16 protein-coding genes and 1 pseudogene are annotated in these 20,665 nt (G+C 55.5%); 7 read left to right on the top strand and 10 right to left on the bottom strand.

Annotated elements, in window-relative coordinates; all coding sequences use genetic code 11:
- Positions 1-52: 52 nt before the first annotated feature.
- Entirely contained in the window at positions 53-1,570 is a 1,518-nt protein-coding gene (dgt, locus tag FDW98_RS05875; protein WP_096758248.1) for a dGTPase, read from the bottom strand.
- 83 nt (positions 1,571-1,653) lie between these two features.
- Here dgt and mtnN point away from each other — a divergent pair, with 83 nt between their 5' ends.
- Genes mtnN through FDW98_RS05890 form a run of 3 tightly spaced genes read left to right on the top strand, consistent with a single transcriptional unit; the run spans position 1,654 to position 3,806 of the window.
- A complete protein-coding gene (gene mtnN / locus FDW98_RS05880) occupies positions 1,654-2,352 on the top strand; it encodes a 5'-methylthioadenosine/S-adenosylhomocysteine nucleosidase (protein ID WP_096758249.1) in 699 nt (232 codons plus the stop codon).
- Positions 2,345-3,145 carry a vitamin B12 ABC transporter substrate-binding protein BtuF gene (btuF, locus tag FDW98_RS05885; protein ID WP_096758250.1) on the top strand — a complete coding sequence of 267 codons (801 nt, stop codon included), beginning with the start codon at positions 2,345-2,347 and terminating at the stop codon, positions 3,143-3,145. The genes mtnN and btuF overlap by 8 nt, the downstream gene beginning before the upstream one ends.
- A 37-nt stretch (positions 3,146-3,182) precedes the next feature.
- A complete protein-coding gene (locus FDW98_RS05890; protein WP_096758251.1) occupies positions 3,183-3,806 on the top strand; it encodes a TRIC cation channel family protein in 624 nt (207 codons plus the stop codon).
- Positions 3,807-3,925: 119 nt separating this feature from the next.
- On the opposite strand, the gene erpA is transcribed toward FDW98_RS05890, so the two are convergent.
- The 3 genes and pseudogenes from erpA to clcA form a co-directional block, all read right to left on the bottom strand.
- Positions 3,926-4,270 carry an iron-sulfur cluster insertion protein ErpA gene (gene erpA / locus FDW98_RS05895; RefSeq protein ID WP_003018581.1) on the bottom strand — a complete coding sequence of 115 codons (345 nt, stop codon included), beginning with the start codon at positions 4,268-4,270 and terminating at the stop codon, positions 3,926-3,928.
- Positions 4,263-4,328: pseudogene (gene yadW, locus FDW98_RS23495) on the bottom strand (small protein YadW). Before yadW ends, erpA begins: the two are co-directional and overlap by 8 nt.
- A 23-nt stretch (positions 4,329-4,351) precedes the next feature.
- Positions 4,352-5,773, bottom strand: a complete 1,422-nt coding sequence (clcA, locus tag FDW98_RS05900) for a H(+)/Cl(-) exchange transporter ClcA (RefSeq protein WP_096758252.1) — start codon at positions 5,771-5,773, stop codon at positions 4,352-4,354.
- Positions 5,774-5,941: 168 nt separating this feature from the next.
- Here clcA and hemL point away from each other — a divergent pair, with 168 nt between their 5' ends.
- Positions 5,942-7,222, top strand: a complete 1,281-nt coding sequence (hemL, locus tag FDW98_RS05905; protein WP_096758253.1) for a glutamate-1-semialdehyde 2,1-aminomutase — start codon at positions 5,942-5,944, stop codon at positions 7,220-7,222.
- A 136-nt stretch (positions 7,223-7,358) separates the two neighbouring features.
- On the opposite strand, the gene fhuB is transcribed toward hemL, so the two are convergent.
- The 6 genes from fhuB to hrpB all read right to left on the bottom strand — a co-directional run bounded on the left by fhuB (position 7,359) and on the right by hrpB (position 18,686).
- Positions 7,359-9,398: a Fe(3+)-hydroxamate ABC transporter permease FhuB gene (fhuB, locus tag FDW98_RS05910; RefSeq protein ID WP_096758254.1), complete on the bottom strand. Its 2,040-nt coding sequence runs from the start codon at positions 9,396-9,398 to the stop codon at positions 7,359-7,361.
- A gap of 14 nt (positions 9,399-9,412) precedes the next feature.
- A complete protein-coding gene (fhuD, locus tag FDW98_RS05915; RefSeq protein ID WP_096758255.1) occupies positions 9,413-10,303 on the bottom strand; it encodes a Fe(3+)-hydroxamate ABC transporter substrate-binding protein FhuD in 891 nt (296 codons plus the stop codon).
- Entirely contained in the window at positions 10,303-11,100 is a 798-nt protein-coding gene (gene fhuC / locus FDW98_RS05920; protein WP_096758256.1) for a Fe3+-hydroxamate ABC transporter ATP-binding protein FhuC, read from the bottom strand. Before fhuC ends, fhuD begins: the two co-directional genes overlap by 1 nt.
- A 47-nt stretch (positions 11,101-11,147) precedes the next feature.
- Positions 11,148-13,361, bottom strand: coding sequence for a ferrichrome porin FhuA (gene fhuA, locus FDW98_RS05925; protein ID WP_137398781.1), 2,214 nt, complete (start codon positions 13,359-13,361; stop codon positions 11,148-11,150).
- Between the two features lie 232 nt (positions 13,362-13,593).
- The gene (gene mrcB, locus FDW98_RS05930; protein WP_115259419.1) at positions 13,594-16,131 is read right to left on the bottom strand and encodes a bifunctional glycosyl transferase/transpeptidase; all 2,538 of its coding nucleotides are present in this window, start codon (positions 16,129-16,131) and stop codon (positions 13,594-13,596) included.
- A 125-nt stretch (positions 16,132-16,256) separates the two neighbouring features.
- On the bottom strand, positions 16,257-18,686 hold the full coding sequence (gene hrpB / locus FDW98_RS05935; protein WP_096758259.1) for an ATP-dependent helicase HrpB: 2,430 nt from the start codon (positions 18,684-18,686) through the stop codon (positions 16,257-16,259).
- A gap of 73 nt (positions 18,687-18,759) precedes the next feature.
- On the opposite strand from hrpB, the gene thpR reads away from it, so the two are divergent.
- From thpR to dksA, 3 genes are all read left to right on the top strand, one after another.
- Complete coding sequence (gene thpR, locus FDW98_RS05940) at positions 18,760-19,293, top strand: RNA 2',3'-cyclic phosphodiesterase (RefSeq protein WP_096758260.1); 534 nt, start codon at positions 18,760-18,762, stop codon at positions 19,291-19,293.
- A 12-nt stretch (positions 19,294-19,305) separates the two neighbouring features.
- Positions 19,306-20,010 (top strand): DNA/RNA nuclease SfsA, encoded by a 705-nt coding sequence (sfsA, locus tag FDW98_RS05945; protein ID WP_096758261.1) that lies wholly within the window; start codon positions 19,306-19,308, stop codon positions 20,008-20,010.
- Between the two features lie 178 nt (positions 20,011-20,188).
- Positions 20,189-20,644 (top strand): RNA polymerase-binding protein DksA, encoded by a 456-nt coding sequence (gene dksA / locus FDW98_RS05950; RefSeq protein WP_003829221.1) that lies wholly within the window; start codon positions 20,189-20,191, stop codon positions 20,642-20,644.
- The last annotated feature ends 21 nt before the right edge of the window (positions 20,645-20,665 follow it).

A 20,665-nucleotide genomic window follows, 5' to 3' on the forward strand; every position in this document is an offset into this window, starting at 1 on the left:
TAAACTTTAAGGAAAAAGTAAAATTTTATTGTCCGTCTTTACAAATGGATGTTTATTGTTCTACCGCCATCAACCGTCGATATTCATCCCAGGCATACAAATCGGTCATCCCACTGATATAATCCTGGATCAGGCGGCAGCGATAATAATATTCCAGTACCGGGTACTCGGCAGACGTCGGAGATATTTTACTGACCACTTCGACATAAGCAAGTCGATGGCGCGTAGAGAGCTTTTGAAATAATCGTGACTCAATGGGGAACTGTTTTAATCTTTCGTTTTGAACAAGTGTAGAAAAATCGGCAAGCGCCATCTTTAATAACGGCTGATAGATCTCCAGCAGGCCACTGATCACCCGATAGCCCTGTAATTCTAGTTGCTCGACATCAGGATGGCTAAATACATGTTTCATCGCCACATTTTTATAGACTCCCAGCAATTGGCTGAAGCTGCTGGCGTCTTCTAACAGGGCGTGATTAAAGCTACCCTCAAAAATCTGCGGCAAATTATCAATAAAACGCTGCGCGGCGTAGGGCACCAGTTTATTTAGCGTGTTGACCCGCAAATACATAAAGAACTGATCTTCTGTACTACGACTTAATGTATTTGAGCGCGATTTCTCCCACGCGTTCTCCACGACCTGACTAAACAGGGAACCTTTTTCATGTTGTCCCCAGGCCTCATACAGATGATGATACAGTTGCTCGACGCTGAAGATTCTTTTCTCCACGGCATCTTCAAGATCGGCCACGCAATAAGAGATGTCGTCAGCGGCCTCCATAATCCAGGTTAATGGAAAACGACTGTAAGGTGCTAATGATAACTCTTTACGTAACCGCTCAATATACGGTTCCTCGGAAAGGTAATAGCCCGGTTTCTTCATTAAATAGTTATGCGTTGCTGGCGTCTCTCCACGCCACCACGCCGGACGAGTATATTTTAAAATACCGCCGACCTGCGCCCACGTCAGATTCATTCGCATCAAAGTGTGCACAAGACGAATACCCTGCGCATTTCCTTCAAAATGGCACAGATCCTGACGCACCTTGCGGCGAATGTCATTGAGCGACTCTTCACCTTCACGCAAACGTAGCGCCGCGATCAGGCAGCGATCGTCGCTGAGAGGCTGGCTTTCCGCATCGGCGGGGAAAAGGCGCTGGCGAAACCAGTCGTTAATTGCCGCTTCACCAAAGTGACCAAACGGTGGATTGCCGATGTCATGCATCAGGCAGGACATTTCGACCACGCTTTCAAAAGGACCGGTTAATTCATCCAGGCCGTACTCCTCTAACAGTTTTAGCTCTTTCAGTCGGCTGAGGATCTCTTTGGCGATGTAGCGCCCAACCTGCTGAACTTCCATCGAGTGCGTCAGACGCGTCCGCACTGCGGCGTTGCGCTCCAGCGGAAAGACCTGGGTTTTTTGCTGCAGCCGGCGGATAGCCGGAGAATTGATAATACGTCCACGATCGCTTTCGAAAATTCGCAGGATCTCATGCTCAGATTTTGCGCCCTGCGGCGAACGGTAACGACGATGCCAGTTTATTTTTTTTCGAAAATCGATCTGTGCCATGTCCTCTCCCGCCTGAGAAATGCGCTACCCCTTAAGCGCATGATAGACTATGCCCTCAAATCTGGCTTATCGCGAGTAAATCTATGAAAATCGGCATCATTGGTGCAATGGAAGAAGAAGTTACGCTGCTGCGTGACAAAATCGAAAACCGTCAGACTATCACCCTTGGCGGTTGTGAAATTTACACCGGCCAACTGAACGGGACTGAGGTTGCGCTACTGAAATCGGGCATCGGTAAAGTGGCTGCGGCACTGGGCGCCACGCTGCTGCTGGAACGCTGCAAACCGGATGCCATCATTAATACGGGTTCTGCGGGCGGCCTGGCTTCTACGCTGAAAGTCGGCGATATCGTGGTCTCTGACGAAGCGCGTTATCACGACGCCGACGTTACCGCATTTGGCTATGAATTCGGTCAGTTACCGGGCTGCCCGGCAGGTTTTAAAGCCGACCCTGCGCTTATCTCCGCGGCGGAATCCTGCATTGCAGAACTGAACCTTAACGCCGTTCGTGGTCTTATCGTTAGCGGCGACGCCTTCATTAACGGCTCTGTTGGCCTGGCAAAAATTCAGCATAACTTCCCGCAGGCGATTGCCGTAGAAATGGAAGCCACCGCGATTGCACATGTTTGCCATAACTTTAACGTTCCGTTCGTGGTGGTTCGTGCCATCTCCGACGTTGCCGATCAGCAGTCCCACCTGAGCTTTGACGAATTCCTGGTGGTTGCCGCGAAGCAGTCAAGCCTGATGGTCGAAGCGCTGGTACAGAAACTGGCGCATGGCTAAATTCATCTCCAGGGCGCTGGTCGCCCTGTTTTTTACGCTTCCGGCGTGGCTTTATGCCGCTCCGCGTGTGGTTTCCCTCTCCCCTGCTAACACCGAACTTGCCTTTGCCGCCGGCATTACGCCCGTTGGCGTCAGCAGCTACTCAAATTATCCGCCCGAGGCCGAAAATATTGAAGAGGTCTCCACCTGGCAAGGCATGAATCTGGAACGCATCGTGGCGCTCAAACCGGATCTGGTCATCGCCTGGCGCGGAGGCAATGCCGAGCGGCAGGTGAATCAGCTAACCGCATTGGGGATTAAGGTTATCTGGGTGGATGCCGTCACCATCGAGCAGGTTGCCGATGCACTGCGCCAGTTGGCACCGTGGAGCCCCAAGCCTGAGCAAGCAAAACAGGCCGCGCAAACATTGCTTGATGAGTATGCTTTACTAAAATCTCAGTATGCCAATAAACCAAAAAAACGGGTGTTTCTCCAGTTTGGTGCAAATCCTCTGTTTACCAGTGGAAAAGGCTCCCTTCAACACCAGGTTCTTGAGGTATGCGGGGGAGAAAACATCTTTGCTGGCAGCCGGGTTCCCTGGCCACAGGTCAGCCGTGAACAAGTACTGGCAAGAGCCCCCCAGGCAATCGTCGCCACCGGTGGTTCGGGCGAAAATCTTAAAATTGAGCAATACTGGGGAGAACAGTTAAAAATCCCGGTTATTATCCTTAATAGTGACTGGTTTGAACGCGCGAGCCCGCGTATTATCCTCGCCGCAAAACAACTCTGTAATGCGCTTTCACAGATAAATTAGCGTCGGCCCCCACCAGGTGTGTTGTGAGGATTTAAGCATGCTCGTCTATTGGCTGGATATTGTCGGTACTGCGGTATTTGCTATCTCTGGCGTATTACTGGCCGGGAAATTACGTATGGATCCGTTCGGCGTTCTGGTCCTCGGAGTGGTTACCGCAGTCGGCGGCGGCACGATCCGCGATATGGCCCTGGATCATGGGCCGGTATTCTGGGTCAAAGATCCTACCGATCTGGTGGTTGCCATGATCACCAGCATGCTGACGATCGTATTGATACGTCAGCCCAGACGTTTGCCTAAATGGATCCTTCCGGTGCTGGACGCCGTGGGTCTGGCGGTGTTCGTCGGCATTGGCGTCAATAAGGCGTTTCTCGCCGGAACCGGTCCGCTAGTGGCGATTTGTATGGGGGTCATTACCGGCGTCGGCGGTGGGATCATACGCGACGTGTTGGCCCGTGAAGTGCCGATGATACTACGTACAGAAATCTACGCCACGGCCTGCATTATCGGCGGCATTGTTCACGCAACCGCGTTTTATACTTTCGCAATACCGCTGGAAAACGCCAGTATGATGGGGATGGTTGTCACGCTGGTTATTCGACTGGCCGCTATTCGCTGGCACTTAAAGCTACCGACATTTGCGCTGGATGATAACGGACGTTGATGTAACGATGCAGAACATGTAGGCCGGATAAGGCGTTTACGCCGCCATCCGGCACATTGCCCGGTGGCGCTACGCTTACCGGGCCTACACCATCAGACCATCGGTATTGCAGACAGCAATCAGATGCTGAAAGAAGAACCACACCCGCAGGTGCTTTTGGCGTTAGGGTTAGTCACCACGAAGCGGGAACCTTCCAGACCTTCGGTATAGTCAACCGCGCCGCCCACCAGATACTGCAGGCTCATCGGGTCAACCACCAGGCCAACGCCCTGTTTCTCAATAGTCATATCGCCATCATTCACCTGATCATCAAAGGTGAAACCATACTGGAAACCGCTGCAACCACCGCCGGTGATATATACGCGCAATTTCAGATTCGGGTTATCTTCGTCAGCGATCAGGCTTTTTACTTTATTGGCTGCTGCTTCAGTAAATTGCAGTGGCAGCGCTACATCATCACTCATATTTTGCTCCAAACGACATTGGCAATTGGGCAAATTATAACCCAATAGTTAAGGCCATTATCTAATACCCTGGTATTTCGTTCAAGTATTCTCGCCAGCGGCTGTACTCTGGCTTTTCGCCGCCTGCTCCGCTTCCTGTTTTGCAAGCGTACGGGCAAGGATAGTCGAGTATAGCGGCTTTCCGCCCATAAATTGGGCTAATAGTGTTGCGCCAAGACAGGTAATAATCATTGGCAAAATGAGCTGATAGTTATCGGTCATCTCCAGCACCAGCACGATGCCGGTGAGTGGCGCACGTACCGACGCCGCCAACAATGCCCCCATTCCAGCAATGGCAAACGTCCCGGCCTCCAGATGATAGTGCGGAAATGAGGCCGCGGCCGCCATGCCGAACGCGGTACCGAGCAGTGTCCCCAGCGCCAGCATCGGGGCGAAAATCCCGCCCGGCGCACCGGATGAGAAGCACAGCAGCGTGGTGATAACCCGGGCAATAAAAATAAACAGCAGGATACCGACGCTGAAATTGCCCGCGGCGGCGATAGGGATCAGGTTGAACCCACCGCCTGCGGCTTCCGGTTTAATTAAGCCCAGGATCCCACACAGGCCGCCAATCGCCCCGCCCATCAGCACCCATTTTTTAATGTCACCACCGTGAAACCGCTGAAACATATCCTGAGTGCGTAACACCAGGGTATTGAACAACGGTCCGACACAGCCAAAAATAATCCCAAGGATCAGATACAGCCACAGGGTATTCACCGGCGCATTGGAGAGCTTCCCAACTTCGATAATCGGGGCCTCGCCGTTGAAAATACGAAACACAATGCTCGACATGATTACACCGGTAAACACGGCTTTGATCGACACAAGGTTATAGCGAAACTGCGGACGCATCTCTTCCAGAATGAACAGGATGCCGGCCAGCGGCGCATTAAACGCCGCCGAAAGACCGGCAGCCGCACCGGTTGCCAGCAGGGTATGCCGCGCTTCAGCGCTGCGCATACGAAAGACATCCAGCACCATGCGCCCAATGTTACCGCCAATTTGCACCGTCGGCCCTTCACGACCGAGCACCATACCGGCCCCCAACGTCCCCATGCCGCCGATAAATTTTACCGGCAATACGCGCCACCAGCGCACCGGGCGCAGTTCCTCCAGTGCGCCTTCAATTTCAGGGATCCCCGAACCACCGGCCTCGGGTGCAAACTTACGCACCAGAAAATAGCCCACCATGGCCAGCAGCGCCGAGAGAATAAAGGCCAGCGGCCATACCAGAATGGCATGATCGGCAACTTGTACCAGTGCGCCAATGCGCAGGTTCTGTACCCAGGTGACAGATTTCTCAAACGCCACGCCCACCAGCCCGGTCACGGTGCCAACCACCGCCGCCATAAAGAGGATCGCCAGCGGCGTCTTGTCCCGATCAAGGAGTCGACGGATCTGATCCCTGCGCCGTAACCGCACAATTTGCTGTGCTTCAAAAGAGGGAGAGTCTGTTTTCATCAGATGATCATTAATTGGTAATACAAATACGGAGTCGGCATTCTACTCGCTCATTTTGTGAAAATCCCCTGCAAATCGTATTGTTTCCAATGCACAAAACTTTCATAACCTTCACTGAATAACTAGAATAGCCCGCATTCACTTTTTCTACGAACCAGGACCCCATCCATGAGTAAGTCTGAGAACCTCTACAGCGCAGCACGCGAACTGATCCCCGGCGGCGTTAACTCCCCTGTTCGCGCCTTTACCGGCGTGGGTGGTACTCCGCTGTTTATCGAAAAAGCAGACGGCGCGTATCTGTATGACGTCGATGGTAAAGCCTACATCGATTACGTCGGATCCTGGGGCCCGATGGTGCTGGGTCATAACCACCCGGCGATCCGCAATGCAGTGATCGAAGCCGCCGAGCGCGGTCTGAGCTTTGGTGCACCGACCGAGATGGAAGTCAAAATGGCGGCGCTGGTTACCGAGCTTGTGCCCACCATGGACATGGTGCGTATGGTCAACTCCGGAACCGAAGCGACGATGAGCGCCATCCGTCTGGCGCGTGGCTTCACCGGGCGCGATAAAATCATCAAGTTTGAAGGCTGCTATCACGGTCATGCCGACTGCCTGCTGGTAAAAGCAGGTTCCGGTGCGCTGACGCTGGGCCAGCCGAACTCACCGGGCGTTCCGGCAGATTTTGCCAAGCACACCCTGACCTGTACCTATAACGATCTCTCCTCGGTGCGGGCGGCATTCGAGCAGTATCCGCAGGACATTGCCTGCATCATCGTCGAGCCGGTCGCGGGCAACATGAACTGCATCCCGCCGCTGCCGGAATTCCTGCCTGGCCTGCGCGCACTGTGCGACGAGTTCGGTGCGCTGTTTATCATCGACGAAGTGATGACCGGTTTCCGCGTCGCACTGGCTGGCGCGCAGGATTACTACGGCGTAGTGCCGGACCTGACCTGTCTGGGCAAAATCATCGGTGGTGGCATGCCTGTTGGTGCATTCGGCGGGCGTCGTGACGTGATGGACGCACTGGCACCTACCGGCCCGGTTTATCAGGCGGGAACGCTGTCCGGTAACCCGATAGCCATGGCAGCAGGATTCGCCTGCCTGAACGAAGTTGCTCAGCCGGGAATTCATGAGACCTTAGATGACCTCACCACGCGTCTGGCAGAAGGTCTGCTGGAAGCCGCTCAGGAAGCCAATATTCCGCTGGTGGTGAACCATGTGGGCGGGATGTTCGGGATTTTCTTCACCGATGCCGAAACCGTGACCTGCTATCAGGACGTGATGGCATGTGACGTTGAGCGCTTCAAGCGCTTCTTCCACATGATGCTGGATGAAGGTGTTTATCTGGCGCCTTCCGCGTTTGAAGCGGGCTTTATGTCCGTGGCGCACAGCATGGAAGATATCAATAACACAGTCGACGCCGCGCGCCGGGTGTTTGCGAAGCTGTAAAAGAGAACGTCCAGAAACAACGTAGGCCGGGTAAGGCGAAGCCGCCACCCGGCTTTTTTATTGCCGGATGGCGACGCAAAGCGTCTTATCCGGCCTACATGAAAGGGGTCCGTCCATAGGCCGCCATCCGGCAAACTCAGCGACTCTGCTTTCTCAACAAATAGATAAAATACGGCGCACCAATAAACGTCGACAGTAATCCCGCCGGGATCTGATACGGAAACAGCACCATTCGCCCGCACCAGTCGGCAAACACCAGCAACACGCCTCCCGCCAGCGCCGAGATGACCATATGCGGCATCGTGCGCCGGAAACCTAACATCCGCGCAATATGCGGCGCCATAAGCCCAACAAAGCTCAGCGGCCCGATGGTCATGGTGGCTGTCGCCGTCAGGCCCGCAGCCAACATCAGTAACGCCACGCGCGACGGCGTCAATGCGATACCCACCGCCCGAGCCGTCTCACCGCCCAGCGGTAAAATCGTTAACCAGCGACGGCACAGCGGCGTAACCGCCAGCAGAATCACCATCACGATCCCGGTCCGTAGCACCTGTTCGTCAGTGGCGTTGTAGGTCGAGCCGGAGATCCAGGTCAGCACGCTTGCCATACGCGGATCGCCGCTGGCCTGCAACATCATCAGCAGCATCGTAAACGCGGTGCTGAGCGCCATCCCCGCCAGCAGCATGCGTTGCGGCGAGAAGCCGCCGCGCCCGGCGGCAATCATAATAATCAGCAGCGTTATCGCCGCCCCGAGACTTCCGGCGGGCAGCAGCCAGCCAAACGCATCACCCGGTACGAGGAACAGCATCAACACCACGCCAAACGCGGCACCGGAGCTAATCCCAAGGACTTCCGGACTGGCCATCGGGTTACCGGTCAGGCGCTGAATAATACAGCCCGCTACCGCCAGCATCACCCCTGCAATCATCGCCGCCAGAATACGCGGCCAGCGCCAGGGCATCAGTTCATCCAGCATTGCGCCGCTGGCCCAGGTCCAACCGTGGGCATCACGACCAAACGAGAGCGCCACGACGGCAGTCAGTAGCAATATCGCCCCACCCGCCAGCGCGAACATCAGCACGTTCTGACGTTCTGCTGCCACGTGGTTATTGGCATTCATATCCGGCGCACTCATGCTGCGCAGGCGCGGCAGCAGCCACAGCAGCAGCGGCGCACCAATCAACGCGGTCACCGAGCCGGTGGAGACTTCCATCGACACGCGGGTCAACCACAGAATAATTTGATCAGAAAGCCAGAGGATCAGGGCCCCAATCAGCGGGGCCAACATCAGGCGCGCCAGCAAACGCCGTGCGCCGAGCATTTTCGCCAGCAGCGGGGCAAACAGGCCGATAAAGCCGATAATCCCCACCGCGTTAACCAGCAAGGCACTGAGCACAATCGCCAGCGTTAACGCCGCCAAACGCGCCAGCGACAGCGCCAGCCCGAGATTACGTGCTACCCCGTCATCCAGCCCCATCAACGTCATTGGACGCAGTAACAGCAGGGTCAGCATCACGCCACCCAGCAGCTGTGGCCACAGACGCTGCACGCCATTCCAGTCGCTTTGGGTGAGCGTCCCGCTGCTCCACATAAACATGCTTTGCAGCTGATCGTGGTGGAAGAGGACCATCAGCTGGTTAATCGCACCGCAGTACAGGCTGACCACCAGACCAGCGAGGATCAGCGTCACAGGTGACAAACGCTTGCCCCAGGCAACGCCAAACACCAGCGCCCCGACGATACACGCCCCGGCCAGCGCTGCGAATTGCGTGGTCAACACGCCGGGAATGGCCCACAGCGTGGTGACCGTAATGCCCAGCTGCGCACCGGTTGCCACACCCAGCGTGGTCGGCTCCGCCAGCGGGTTACGTAACACCTGCTGAAACAGCACGCCAACCAGGCCCAATCCGGCACCGACCAGTAATGCAATCGCCAGTCGTGGCAGCAGGCTGTAATGGAAAACCATCTGTTCGATGGCACCGATATTCGGTGACCAGATAGCCTGCTGCCACTGGTCACGCGGCAGGGCAATGGAGAAGTTAATCCAGGTCAGCCAGATCGCAACAATAAACAGCGCCACCAGCAGCAACGCCGGATGGCGGCTTCGTCTTATCCAGCCAACAACGTGCCCGAACCGTAGGCCGGATAAGGCGCTTTTAGCATCGCCGTCCGGCATTTCAAGTTTCCTGCTCACGCTTTGCCTCCCAGCGCAGTGTCCAGAATGCGGGCAAAATGCATCGCCGACAGCGTGGCGCCATAAAACCAGACCGCGGGTACCCGCTGAAAGCGACCGGCGCGAACAAACGGCATCGCCTGCCACAGCGGCGTGGACATCAGCGCGTCCATTTCTTTATCGTTACCATGATCGAAGCACAGCACATCAACATCTTTATACGCGGCAAGCCGGTCAATCCCCACGGCAGTGCTGCCCCAGAAGTTGGTTTCTCCCTGCCAGGCGTTAGGGATCCCGTATTCGTCCAGCACGTCCTGGAACAAACTGTTCGGGCCAAATACCAGCATATGCCGCGAATCAAGCAGGGATGTCAGGAGCACGGGACGCGCGCCGCGGTGAATAAAGCGCGGTTTCAGGCTGGCAATCACGGTATCGTATTGCGCCAGATGACGTTCAGCAGCCTTTTGCAGATTCAGCAGTTGCGCCATCTCCTGCAACGACTGGCGAGCGACCGCCAGCGGTTTTTTGCCGTCGCTGAAGCTAAATCCGCGACCCGGCGCAATGCGCGCCAGTTTTTCTGGCGCGGGGCCATAGCCTGCCGACCAGACCATAAACGAGGGTTTCATTTCGGTCAGCAGTTCGAGATTGGGTTCTGTGCGTAACCCGACGTCAATCACCGAGTCCGGCAACGGGGGTTGATTGACCCACAGCCTGTAGTTAGGAACATCGGCTACGCCATAGGGAGTGATTCCCAGCGCCAGCAACAGTTCTACCGGCAACCATTCCAGTGCCACAATACGTTTTGGATCAACCGCCGCCGCCTGCGCCGAATTCATCTGCCAGAGCAGCGGTGACAGCGCCATCGCCGTTAATAAACGTCGACGGGTGATATGATGTAATCCGACCATTAATAGACAAAACTCACGGGTGCGGCACCGCCCGGATGCGGCAAAATGCCCATCGGGATGCCATAAATCAGTTCCAGGGTTTCACTGCGCATCAGTTCCGCGGGCGTTCCCTGAGCAATCATTTCGCCACCGCGTAGCGCCACCAGATAATCGCAGTAACGGGCCGCCATGTTGATATCATGCAGTACGGCAATCACCGTCAGTCCGCGCTGCTGGCTTAAGCGGTGCACCAGCGCCAGTACATCAACCTGATGCGCGATATCCAGCGCCGAAGTCGGTTCGTCAAGCAGCAGGCAGCGACTGTCCTGCGCCACCAGCATGGCGATCCACGCGCGCTGACGCTCGCCGCCGGACAGGCTATCAACCAGTCGATGCGCCAGCGGCTTTAGCCCCACAAGCGTGATCGCCTCTTCCACTTTTTCTCTGTCAGCCACGCCAAAGCGTCCCAACGCGCCGTGCCACGGATAGCGACCAATCGCCACCAGTTCACGCACCGTCATCCCTTCCGCCTGCGGCAACTGTTGCGGTAAATAGGCGACCTTACGGGCAAATGCTTTACTGTTCCAGCTCTCCAGCGGCTGCTCGTCGAGCAGGATTTCGCCGTCTGACGGCGGCTGATGACGTCCGAGCATTTTCAATAAGGTTGATTTACCGGAGCCGTTATGACCGATAAGACCGGTCACTTTTCCCACGGGAAACGTTAACGAGAGGGGATGTAAAAGCGTGCGGCCAGGCACACGAAAGGAGACGTTACTCAACGCAAAAGTGGTGTCGGGATGGGATCTGTTTTCCTGCATAGCGGCCAACTTGTAAAACGGGCACGCAAAGCGTGCCCAAAGAGAAATTAGAAACGGAAGGTTGCAGTTGCAACGACCTGACGTTCCGCGCCCCAGTAGCACGCGTATTCGCTATAGCAACTGGAAACGTATTCACGATTAAACAGGTTATTGACGTTAACCGCAACGCTGGACCCCGCCATGCCGAAACGGGCCAGATCGTATTTGACCATGGCATCAGCAACGGTATAGCCACCGACGTTAAACGCGTCATTTTTCTTCGCTGCGTCGTTTTTATAGTAGCTCACCGTTGAACCGGTGTAACGCACACCTGCGCCAACGGTCAGACCGCTCAGGGCAGTGTCATAGAACGTGTAGTCGGTCCACAACGATGCCTGATTACGCGGAACTTCTGCCGGGCGCTTACCTTTGAAGATAGTGTCCTCAGTATATTCCGCATCCGTGTAGCTATATGCCGCCGTGACGTTGATATTGGCATTGACTGCTGCTTTGGCTTCCAGCTCAATACCGCGTGAGCGAATTTCACCACTCTGAACGCTATACAACCCGGTTGGATCGTTCGGGTCTGATGTCAGGTTTTTATTTTTCGTCAGTTGATACACCGCTGCCGTCAGCACGACCGGCATATCCTTCGGTACATACTTCACACCGGCTTCGTACTGCTTACCGCGTGAAGGATCGAACGGTTTCCCTTCTTTCGTTGCACCGGAGGTCGGCTCGAAAGATTCGCTGTAACTGAAATACGGTGAAATACCGTTGTCAAACAGGTAGTTAATGCCACCACGCCAAGTAAACTGCTGATCGTTCACTTCTGCCAGAGAATTGCTGGAGCGGGTCAACGTAGAGGTTTTCGCAAAATCGTAGCGACCACCGAGCGTCAGCACCCACTTATCCCATTCCATCTGATCCTGGGCATAAAGTCCGGTCTGCTCCATGCGGTTGAGCACAGCGTATTTCGCATACGGCCCACTCACATCGATATTCGGATTGCCATACTGTGGATCCTGCATATCCAGCGGATCGGCAGAACCATACAGAGCATTCACATCGTTACGCATACGTGAGTAATCAACGCCTGTCAGCAGGGTATGATCAACATCACCGGTCGCAAAAGCAGACTGCAATTGGGTATCAACGGTGAACGCGTTGAGATCTTCGTCAGAACGCACGTATTGGCGGTTAATCTTGCCCGGTGCACTGTAACCGTAGCCATAAACAGAACGATAAAGCGTTTTCACCTGGTCATAACGCAGATTCTGGCGCACGGTGAAGGTATCGTTGAACGCATGCGAGAAGTTATAGCCCACCATCTGCTGGCGGCGCGCCATCTTGTTATCTTCTTCACCTTCGTTGAAATCGGTCGGCAGTTTGTGCGGATTGCCATTCGCGTCGTAATACGGAACGAGTGTACCTTCACGCGGCAGCCAGCCATAGTATCCTGCGTACGGATCGTTCTGGAAGTTGCTCAGGAAAGTGAAATCGGTTTTGTCATCAGGACGCCAGCTAAACGCAGGTGCAATCGCGTAACGCGTTGATTTTGACATCTCTTGCTGAGAGTCCTGACTATTCCCTAAACCCGTCAGGCGGTATGACCACACGCCGTCATCATCGATAGCATCGCTAAAGTCGAACCCGGTTTGCCAGAAGTTGTTAGTCCCCATCTTAAACTGAACTTCTTTCAGTGGCTCTGTGGTCGGACGCTTGCTCACCATGCTGACAATACCGCCAGGGTTGCTATTGCCGTACAGCACTGATGTTGGCCCGCGCATCACTTCTACGCGTTCCAGGAAATACGGGTCCATCGACACTTCAGAATAGTTATTGCCCTGAAGTTTCATACCATCCAGATATTGGTTGGTATTGACGGTGGTAGGCGCGGTGAAACCACGAATCGTCACCACATCATAGGTGGTGGAACTACCACGCGTAGCAAAAACGCCGGGGGTGTAAGCAATCGCTTGTTTCACGGAAGCCGGCTGCTTGGTATCCATCTCTTCACGCGTCACGACCGAAACAGACTGTGGGGTCTTTTCGATAGGCGTATCAGTCTTGGTTGCCGTGGCGGAACGCTTGGCAGCGATGGTCGGAGCAGGTCCCCATGCGCTTTCTTGTGCGGCTGGTGCTGCGGTGACAGTGATGGTTTCTTCTTTTGGTTCAACCGCCGCCTGTGCATAGACAGACATGCCGCTAACCGCTGTGGCTACCAGCACTGCCATTTTACGCAGCGAGGAATTTGGCTGAGCAGTTTTATAACGCGCCATTGGTATATCTCTGATGAAAGTGAATGATAACGTAAACGAGAATTATTATTATAACGGCAGCATAATATTCGAAACGCTGGCGAGATAGCAAGCGATACACATCCCTACTAAAACTGAGGGGTCAAGAAATAACCAGATGAAAAGAAAGGGTTAATGAATTACGCTGAAATGTTGTTTGGTCGGGGACTGGGATGAGAAAAGAAAAACCCGCCGAAGCGGGTTTTGGGAGAGATTAGTTACTGCCGAACATATCTTTGATCCAGCCTGCGACACCGTCGCCATCTTTCTTCTCTTGCTGCGGCGGTTGTTGCTGTTGTTGCTGTTGAGGCTGCTGCGGCGGCGTTGACTGATCAAACGGATTGCCAGACTGTTGCAGCATCTCACCTTGCTGACACAGCGAATCCGGATCGCTGGTCCACACCGGGAGGGTACGCATCCCGCCGCTGCACACGAAGTTGCCGTCGTAATCCACGCCCATGTCGACAATATCTTCCGGCGGCGTCAGCGTTAACGGCGTTGGCGTCTGGTTTGCCAGATAGCGCTGGTAAATCGACATCGCCCCGCTCGCACCGTACAACTTGGTAGGCTGGTTGTTATCGCGACCCACCCAGGTAATGGTCACCTGACTGCCGTCAATACCAGCGAACCAGGTATCAACGTTGTTGTTGGTGGTCCCGGTTTTCCCCGCCAGATGCAGCCCCGGATACTTCGCGCCAAGCTGACGGCCGGTACCGCGTTGCACCACCTGCTGCATGGTCCACAGCGTCATGTATGCCGCCTGTGCTGGCACAGCGCGTTCGGCCTGCGGGAAGCTTTGATACAACACCGTACCGTCTTCGGCAATTACCGAGCGCAACGCTGATAACGGCGCGCGGTTACCGCCGCTGGCGATGGTCTGGAACGCCTGCGCCACTTCGATTGGCGTCAGGTTCAATGCCCCCAGCAGCATAGCTGGCACCGGGTGCAGCTGATCTTTCGGCGCGCCCAGTTTTTCCCAGGTCTCGGTGACGGCTGGCAGCCCCAACGCCATGCCCAGATTGACCGTCGGCACGTTCATGGAACGGGTTAACGCATCCACCAGCATCACTTTACCGCTTTCGCTGTAGCGACGGTCATCGTTCTGCGGGGACCACACCTGCCCATTTGGCTGACGCAGCGCAATCGGCGCATCGGCAATCCAGGTATTGAGGCGGTACAGCTTCGGCTGGCTCAGGGCGGTCAGATAGGTCGCGGGCTTCGCCAGAGAACCAATTGAACGACGCGCCTGCATAGCACGGTTGTAGCCTGCGAACTGCGGCTCCGACCCACCGACCATGGCGCGAACCTCACCACTAAAGCGGTCCACTACCACAATCGCCGTTTCCAGATCGCTCAGCTTACGCTGTTTCTTCAGCACCGGAATGCCTTCCACCGCCGCTTTTTCTGCGGCGTCCTGCGCCACGGAATCAAAGGTGGTGAAAATCTTCACGCCGGAAAGATCTTTAACTTTGTCGCCCAGCTTCGCCTGTAGCTCCTGACGCACCATCTGCATAAACGCGGGCTGTGGAGAGATCACCCCACCGCGCGGCTGCACGCCTAGCGGACGCGCGCTCAGCATTTCATACAGTTCCTGGTCGATAATCTGCTGCTGTTGCAGAAGACGCAGCACCAGGTTACGTCGCTCCAGCGCCAGTTTCGGGTTACGCCACGGGTTGTAGATTGACGCCCCTTTCACCATCCCCACCAACAGCGCCTGCTGATCGAGGCTCAACTCTTCAACCGGACGGCCAAAGTAATACAGGCTCGCCAGCGGGAAGCCGCGGATCTCGTTGTCGCCGCTCTGGCCGAGATAGACTTCGTTCATGTACAGCTCAAGGATCCTGTCCTTGCTGTAACGGGCATCCATCAACACGGCCATGTACGCTTCGTTGGCTTTACGCCAGTAAGAACGTTCGCTGGAGAGGAACAGGTTTTTCACCAGCTGCTGGGTCAGCGTACTAGCGCCCTGCACCGTACGACCTGCCGTCAGGTTCGCCAGCACCGCACGACCAATGGAATACAGGCTGATGCCGTCATGCTCGTAGAAATGACGATCTTCGGTTGCCAGCAGCGTGTCCACCAGCAGATCCGGGAAACCGCTACGCGCCACGAACAGACGCTGCTCGCCATTTGCCGAAGAGAGCATGGTGATCAGGCGTGGATCGAGACGGAAGAAACCGAACTGGCGGTTGTTATCCAGATTCTCGATGGTGTCCAGATGATCGCCGTCAAAGGTCAGACGCGCACGCACCTGCCCTTCTTTACTGTCCGGGAAGTCAAACGGACGACGGATCATCTCAATGCTGTTCGCCTGCACGGTAAACTCACCGGGCCGCGTCATCTTCGAGACCTGACGATACTGCGTAGCCTCCAGCAGCTTCACCATCTCTTTTTTGCCGATGGGCATTTCTGGCTCGAGGTTAACCATCCGGCCATACACGGCCGCAGGCAGCTGCCAGACTTTGCCATCAATACGGCTACGGATTTTTTGATCCAGATAGACGCCGTAAATGGCAATCAGCACCAAAAAGACAATCGACAGTTTTACCAGCAGCCAGAACCAGCCGCGTTTACCACGAGGCTTACGCCCTTTGCCTTTACCTTTACGCGGCATCGGTTCTTCATCCTCATAGTCATCATCATAATCGTCGTCATACTCATCATCTCTGAGCTGACGACGGCTCACCTTTTGTTTCGCCGGACGCGTCGGTTTCCCTTTACGTCCAATTGGCTCGCGGTCATTCCCCGCCATGCTTTTTCTCCGCAACATTCAGGCGCAAAGACCTGATTCTCTGTTCTTCCGTCAAGCGACAGAAGAAGAAATCTCTCAATTTTTTTGCCTGATGGCGCTTCGCTTATCAGGCCTACCACTACAACTCATGAATACTTTTTGGTACGCCGCGTCGGCGCGGTATTCGCCGGGTCGTCCGGCCAGACATGTTTGGGATAACGCCCTTTCATCTCTTTTTGCACCTCACGGTACGCCCCCTGCCAGAACGCGCTCAAATCACGGGTGATTTGCAGCGGTCGCTGCGCCGGGGAGAGCAGTTCCAGCACCAGCGGGACGCGCCCCTGTGCGAGGGTCGGCGTATTGGCCTCGCCAAACATTTCCTGCATCCTGACCGCCAGCGCCGGTGGGTTATCCTCGTGATAGCGAATGGCTATCCGGCTTCCCGTCGGCACAGTGTAATGTGTGGGCAATTCACTATCCAGACGTTGCAGCATTGACCAGTCCAGTAATCCGCGCAATGCCTGGCCCACATTGACTGCTTTAAGCGCGCGTAAAGCGTGCACACCGCTCATATGCGGCAGCAGCCAACTCTCCAGCGTCGCCAGCAACGACGCGTCGTCCATGGCAGGCCAGTCGTATTCCGGTAGCCATTTTGCCGCGCATTGCAGACGCAGTCGGAACTGCGCTGCTTCCGGCGTCCAGTTGAGCACACTTAGCCCTTTATCGCGAATACCATTCAGCATCGCCTGATGCAGTTCCTCTTCCGAGGGTTTGGCCAGCGGCTGCACTTTTAGCGTCAACTGACCTACCTGCGTGCGGCGCAATGCCTTTAGCGTCCCCTGATGTTCATCCCATTCGATAGTGTCGGACTGCTGCAGCAACTCAGGAGATGATTGTATCAGCGCATCGATATCCAGCGGCAGGGCCAGCAAAATACGCGCATCCGGCGAGGCGCTGCCTTGCAGCAATAAAGGCGCAATAATCCATTCATGACGCCCTGATGCGTCGTCGGCATCCAGCATCGCCCCCATCCCGTTAGCCAGCTGATACCGCCCCTCCTGACCACGACGTCGGGCAATGCGATCGGCGAAAGCCGAAGCCAGTAACGGGGCGATCAGCGCGCTATCAGGCTGCCCACCTCGAATGTTCAGGCGCTTCAGCAATTGTTGGCTACGCTGCTGCCAGTTCGGCTGATTGCGTGAAAACGCCACCGTTAGATCGGTACTGCCACCGCGCGGGGGCTCTTCGAGAATCGCCGCCAGTTTTGCTGCCGTTGCCGCTTCGTTGTCATCTGTGGCACGGACCAGCATCGCCGCCAGACGCGGATCGTTGCCGAGCGCCGCCATTTTCTGCCCCGCCGCACTGAGCCTGTCGCCCTCAAGTGCGCCCAGCATGTGCAGCAGCCGTTTTGCCGCCTGCAAATTGACCGTCGGCGGCCTATCCAGCCAGCTTAACTGCGCTGGGTCAGTGCATCCCCATTGCAGCAATTCCATTAGCAAGCCGGACAGGTCGCTTTGCAGCATCTCCGGCTCACCCTGCGCCGCCGCTCTTTCGGCCTGCTCTTTCGCCAGCAGATGCAGGCAAATACCGGGTTCCAGACGGCCTGCTCGCCCGGCTCGCTGGGTCATCGACGCCTGGCTAATACGCTGGGTAATCAGGCGCGTCAAACCGGTGCGCGGGTCGTAACGCGCCACGCGCTCCTGCGCACAGTCCACCACCAGCCGGATACCTTCGATAGTTAAACTGGTCTCGGCAATATTGGTGGCCAGCACCACTTTGCGCGAGCCTGGCGGCGCGGGCAAAATCGCCTGGCGCTGTTCGGTAAGCGATAACGCACCGTATAGCGGGCAAAGCAGAACATCATTGCCCACGCGCGAGGTCAGCTGTTCCTGCACTCGCTGAATCTCCCCCACGCCCGGTAAAAAAAGCAGCAACGAGCCGCTTTCCTGGCGCAATAGCTCCACCGTTGCCACCGCCACGGCTTCATCAAAGCGCTGATGCGCCGCCAGCGGCTGATAGCGTCGTTCTACGGGAAAGGCGCGGCCTTCAGAGACAATCGTCGGCGCATCGGGCAACAGCTGCTGCAGACGCCCGTTATCCAGCGTTGCCGACATGATCAGCAGTTTTAAATCATCCCGTAGCCCTTGCTGTACATCCAGCAATAGCGCCAGCGCCAGGTCAGCCTGCAAGCTGCGCTCATGAAATTCGTCGAGGATCACAAGGCTAACGCCGTTTAGCTCGGGATCGCGTTGGATCATGCGCGTGAGCACACCTTCTGTTACCACTTCGAGCCGGGTATGCGGTCCAACGCAGTGTTGAGCACGCATGCGGTAGCCCACGGTCTCACCGGGCTTTTCGTTCAGCAACTCGGCCAGACGCTGCGCCACGTTGCGGGCCGCCAGACGACGCGGCTCCAGCAGAATAATCCGCCCCTGAATGCCATTGTGCGCAAGAAGCTGCAACGGCAGCCAGGTCGATTTCCCGGCGCCGGTCGGTGCGGTCAGCAGAACCTGCGGTGAGGTATCAAGGGCGGTAAGCAGTTCAGGCACTACGGCGGCAACGGGCAACGTCGTCACAAATGGCTCCAGAGGGTTAACATTCTTCGCGCTGCATTGTAGCATCGCGTTAATTCATAACCGAGTATCCATCATGTCTGAGCCAAAAAGGCTGTTCTTTGCCATTGAATTGCCAGCCGAGGTTCGGGAGCAGCTTATCCACTGGCGAGCCGCACAGTTCCCGCCTGAAGCGGGTCGCCCCGTCGCGGCTGACAATCTGCACCTGACACTGGCCTTTTTAGGCGAGGTCAGCGCTGAGAAGCAGCAGGCACTGTCACAACTGGCCGGGCGTATTCGCCAGCCGGGTTTTACGCTAACACTGGATGACGCCGGACAATGGCTGCGCTCACGCGTGGTCTGGCTAGGAATGCGCCAGCCACCACGCGGGCTGTTGCAATTGGCGAGTATGCTGCGGGCGCAGGCCGCGCGCAGCGGGTGTTACCAAAGCCCACAGCCGTTTCATCCGCATATCACACTGTTGCGCGATGCCGGCCATGCGGTCACGATCCCGCCGCCGGGTTTTTGCTGGTCATTTCCGGTCACCGAGTTTGCGCTTTACGCCTCTTCATTTGCACGCGGTCGCACACGCTACACGCCACTACAGCGCTGGACGCTTGGCGAAAAATAAAAGGACATCTCCATGGAATTTTCTCCGCCACTTCAACGCGCGACTTTAATTCAGCGCTACAAGCGTTTTTTAGCGGATGTGATCACACCCGACGGTACAACCTTAACGCTACACTGCCCGAATACCGGCGCGATGACCGGATGCGCTACACCGGGTGACACCGTCTGGTATTCAACATCAGAAAATACGAAACGGAAATACCCGCATACCTGGGAATTAACGCAAACCCAATCCGGTGCGTTTATTTGTGTTAACACCCTGTGGGCTAACAGATTAACGAAAGAAGCTATTCAGAATGCGTTAATTTCAGAACTTTCGAACTACAGCATATTGAAAAGTGAAGTAAAATACGGCGCCGAAGGCAGCCGCATTGATTTTTTGTTACAGGCGGATTCCCGCCCTGACTGCTATATTGAAGTGAAATCAGTCACGTTGGCGGAAAAAAATCAGGGTTATTTTCCCGATGCCATCACTGAACGAGGTCAGAAACATCTTCGGGAATTGATGAGCGTAGCGGCCGAAGGCAAGCGAGCGGTGATATTTTTCGCAGTGCTGCATTCAGCCATTACACATTTTTCACCCGCGCGCCATATCGATGCAAAATATGCGCAATTATTAGTCGATGCACGGCTTAAGGGGGTAGAAATTCTGGTATATAAAGCGGAACTTTCTGCCCACGGAATGACTCTTAAAGAGCCATTAGCCATTACGTTGTAATAGCATATACAAACGGGTTAATTAGTATTCTGGCCGCGTGCGCAAATACGCTTTTCCTCACAGGGTTGTCAAGTGTAACGTTTAGATAATTGCTATCCGGAAAAGCATCTGCTATTTATAGCGACCTGATTTTTCCCCCGAACATGGGGATCGATAGTGCGTGTTAAGGAGAAGCAACATGCAAGAAGGGCAAAACCGTAAAACATCGTCCCTGAGTATTCTCGCCATCGCTGGGGTGGAGCCGTACCAGGAGAAACCGGGCGAAGAGTATATGAACGAAGCCCAGCTGTCGCACTTCAGGCGTATTCTTGAAGCATGGCGTAATCAACTCAGGGATGAAGTCGATCGCACTGTGACTCATATGCAGGATGAAGCAGCTAACTTCCCCGATCCGGTTGACCGTGCCGCACAGGAAGAAGAGTTCAGCCTTGAGCTGCGTAACCGTGACCGTGAGCGCAAACTGATCAAAAAGATCGAGAAGACGCTGAAGAAAGTAGAAGACGAAGATTTCGGCTACTGCGAATCATGCGGCGTAGAAATTGGTATTCGCCGTCTGGAAGCGCGTCCGACAGCCGATCTGTGCATCGACTGCAAAACGCTGGCTGAGATTCGCGAAAAACAGATGGCAGGTTAATCCCGTCATTTGTACCACGTT

It is taken from the genome of Citrobacter sp. wls711 (genome assembly GCF_005281055.1).
GTDB lineage: Bacteria > Pseudomonadota > Gammaproteobacteria > Enterobacterales > Enterobacteriaceae > Citrobacter > Citrobacter gillenii.

Excerpts from the sequence above, each read along its gene's own strand:
- fhuB (WP_096758254.1), bottom strand. The coding sequence starts at position 9,398 with ATGCCGGACGGCGATGCTAAAAGCGCCTTATCCGGCCTACGGTTCGGG.
- btuF (WP_096758250.1), top strand. The coding sequence starts at position 2,345 with ATGGCTAAATTCATCTCCAGGGCGCTGGTCGCCCTGTTTTTTACGCTT.
- FDW98_RS05890 (WP_096758251.1), top strand. The coding sequence starts at position 3,183 with ATGCTCGTCTATTGGCTGGATATTGTCGGTACTGCGGTATTTGCTATC.
- mrcB (WP_115259419.1), bottom strand. The coding sequence starts at position 16,131 with ATGGCGGGGAATGACCGCGAGCCAATTGGACGTAAAGGGAAACCGACG.
- sfsA (WP_096758261.1), top strand. The coding sequence starts at position 19,306 with ATGGAATTTTCTCCGCCACTTCAACGCGCGACTTTAATTCAGCGCTAC.
- fhuD (WP_096758255.1), bottom strand. The coding sequence starts at position 10,303 with ATGGTCGGATTACATCATATCACCCGTCGACGTTTATTAACGGCGATG.
- mtnN (WP_096758249.1), top strand. The coding sequence starts at position 1,654 with ATGAAAATCGGCATCATTGGTGCAATGGAAGAAGAAGTTACGCTGCTG.
- fhuA (WP_137398781.1), bottom strand. The coding sequence starts at position 13,361 with ATGGCGCGTTATAAAACTGCTCAGCCAAATTCCTCGCTGCGTAAAATG.
- fhuC (WP_096758256.1), bottom strand. The coding sequence starts at position 11,100 with ATGCAGGAAAACAGATCCCATCCCGACACCACTTTTGCGTTGAGTAAC.
- erpA (WP_003018581.1), bottom strand. The coding sequence starts at position 4,270 with ATGAGTGATGATGTAGCGCTGCCACTGCAATTTACTGAAGCAGCAGCC.
- clcA (WP_096758252.1), bottom strand. The coding sequence starts at position 5,773 with ATGAAAACAGACTCTCCCTCTTTTGAAGCACAGCAAATTGTGCGGTTA.
- dgt (WP_096758248.1), bottom strand. The coding sequence starts at position 1,570 with ATGGCACAGATCGATTTTCGAAAAAAAATAAACTGGCATCGTCGTTAC.
- dksA (WP_003829221.1), top strand. The coding sequence starts at position 20,189 with ATGCAAGAAGGGCAAAACCGTAAAACATCGTCCCTGAGTATTCTCGCC.
- thpR (WP_096758260.1), top strand. The coding sequence starts at position 18,760 with ATGTCTGAGCCAAAAAGGCTGTTCTTTGCCATTGAATTGCCAGCCGAG.
- hemL (WP_096758253.1), top strand. The coding sequence starts at position 5,942 with ATGAGTAAGTCTGAGAACCTCTACAGCGCAGCACGCGAACTGATCCCC.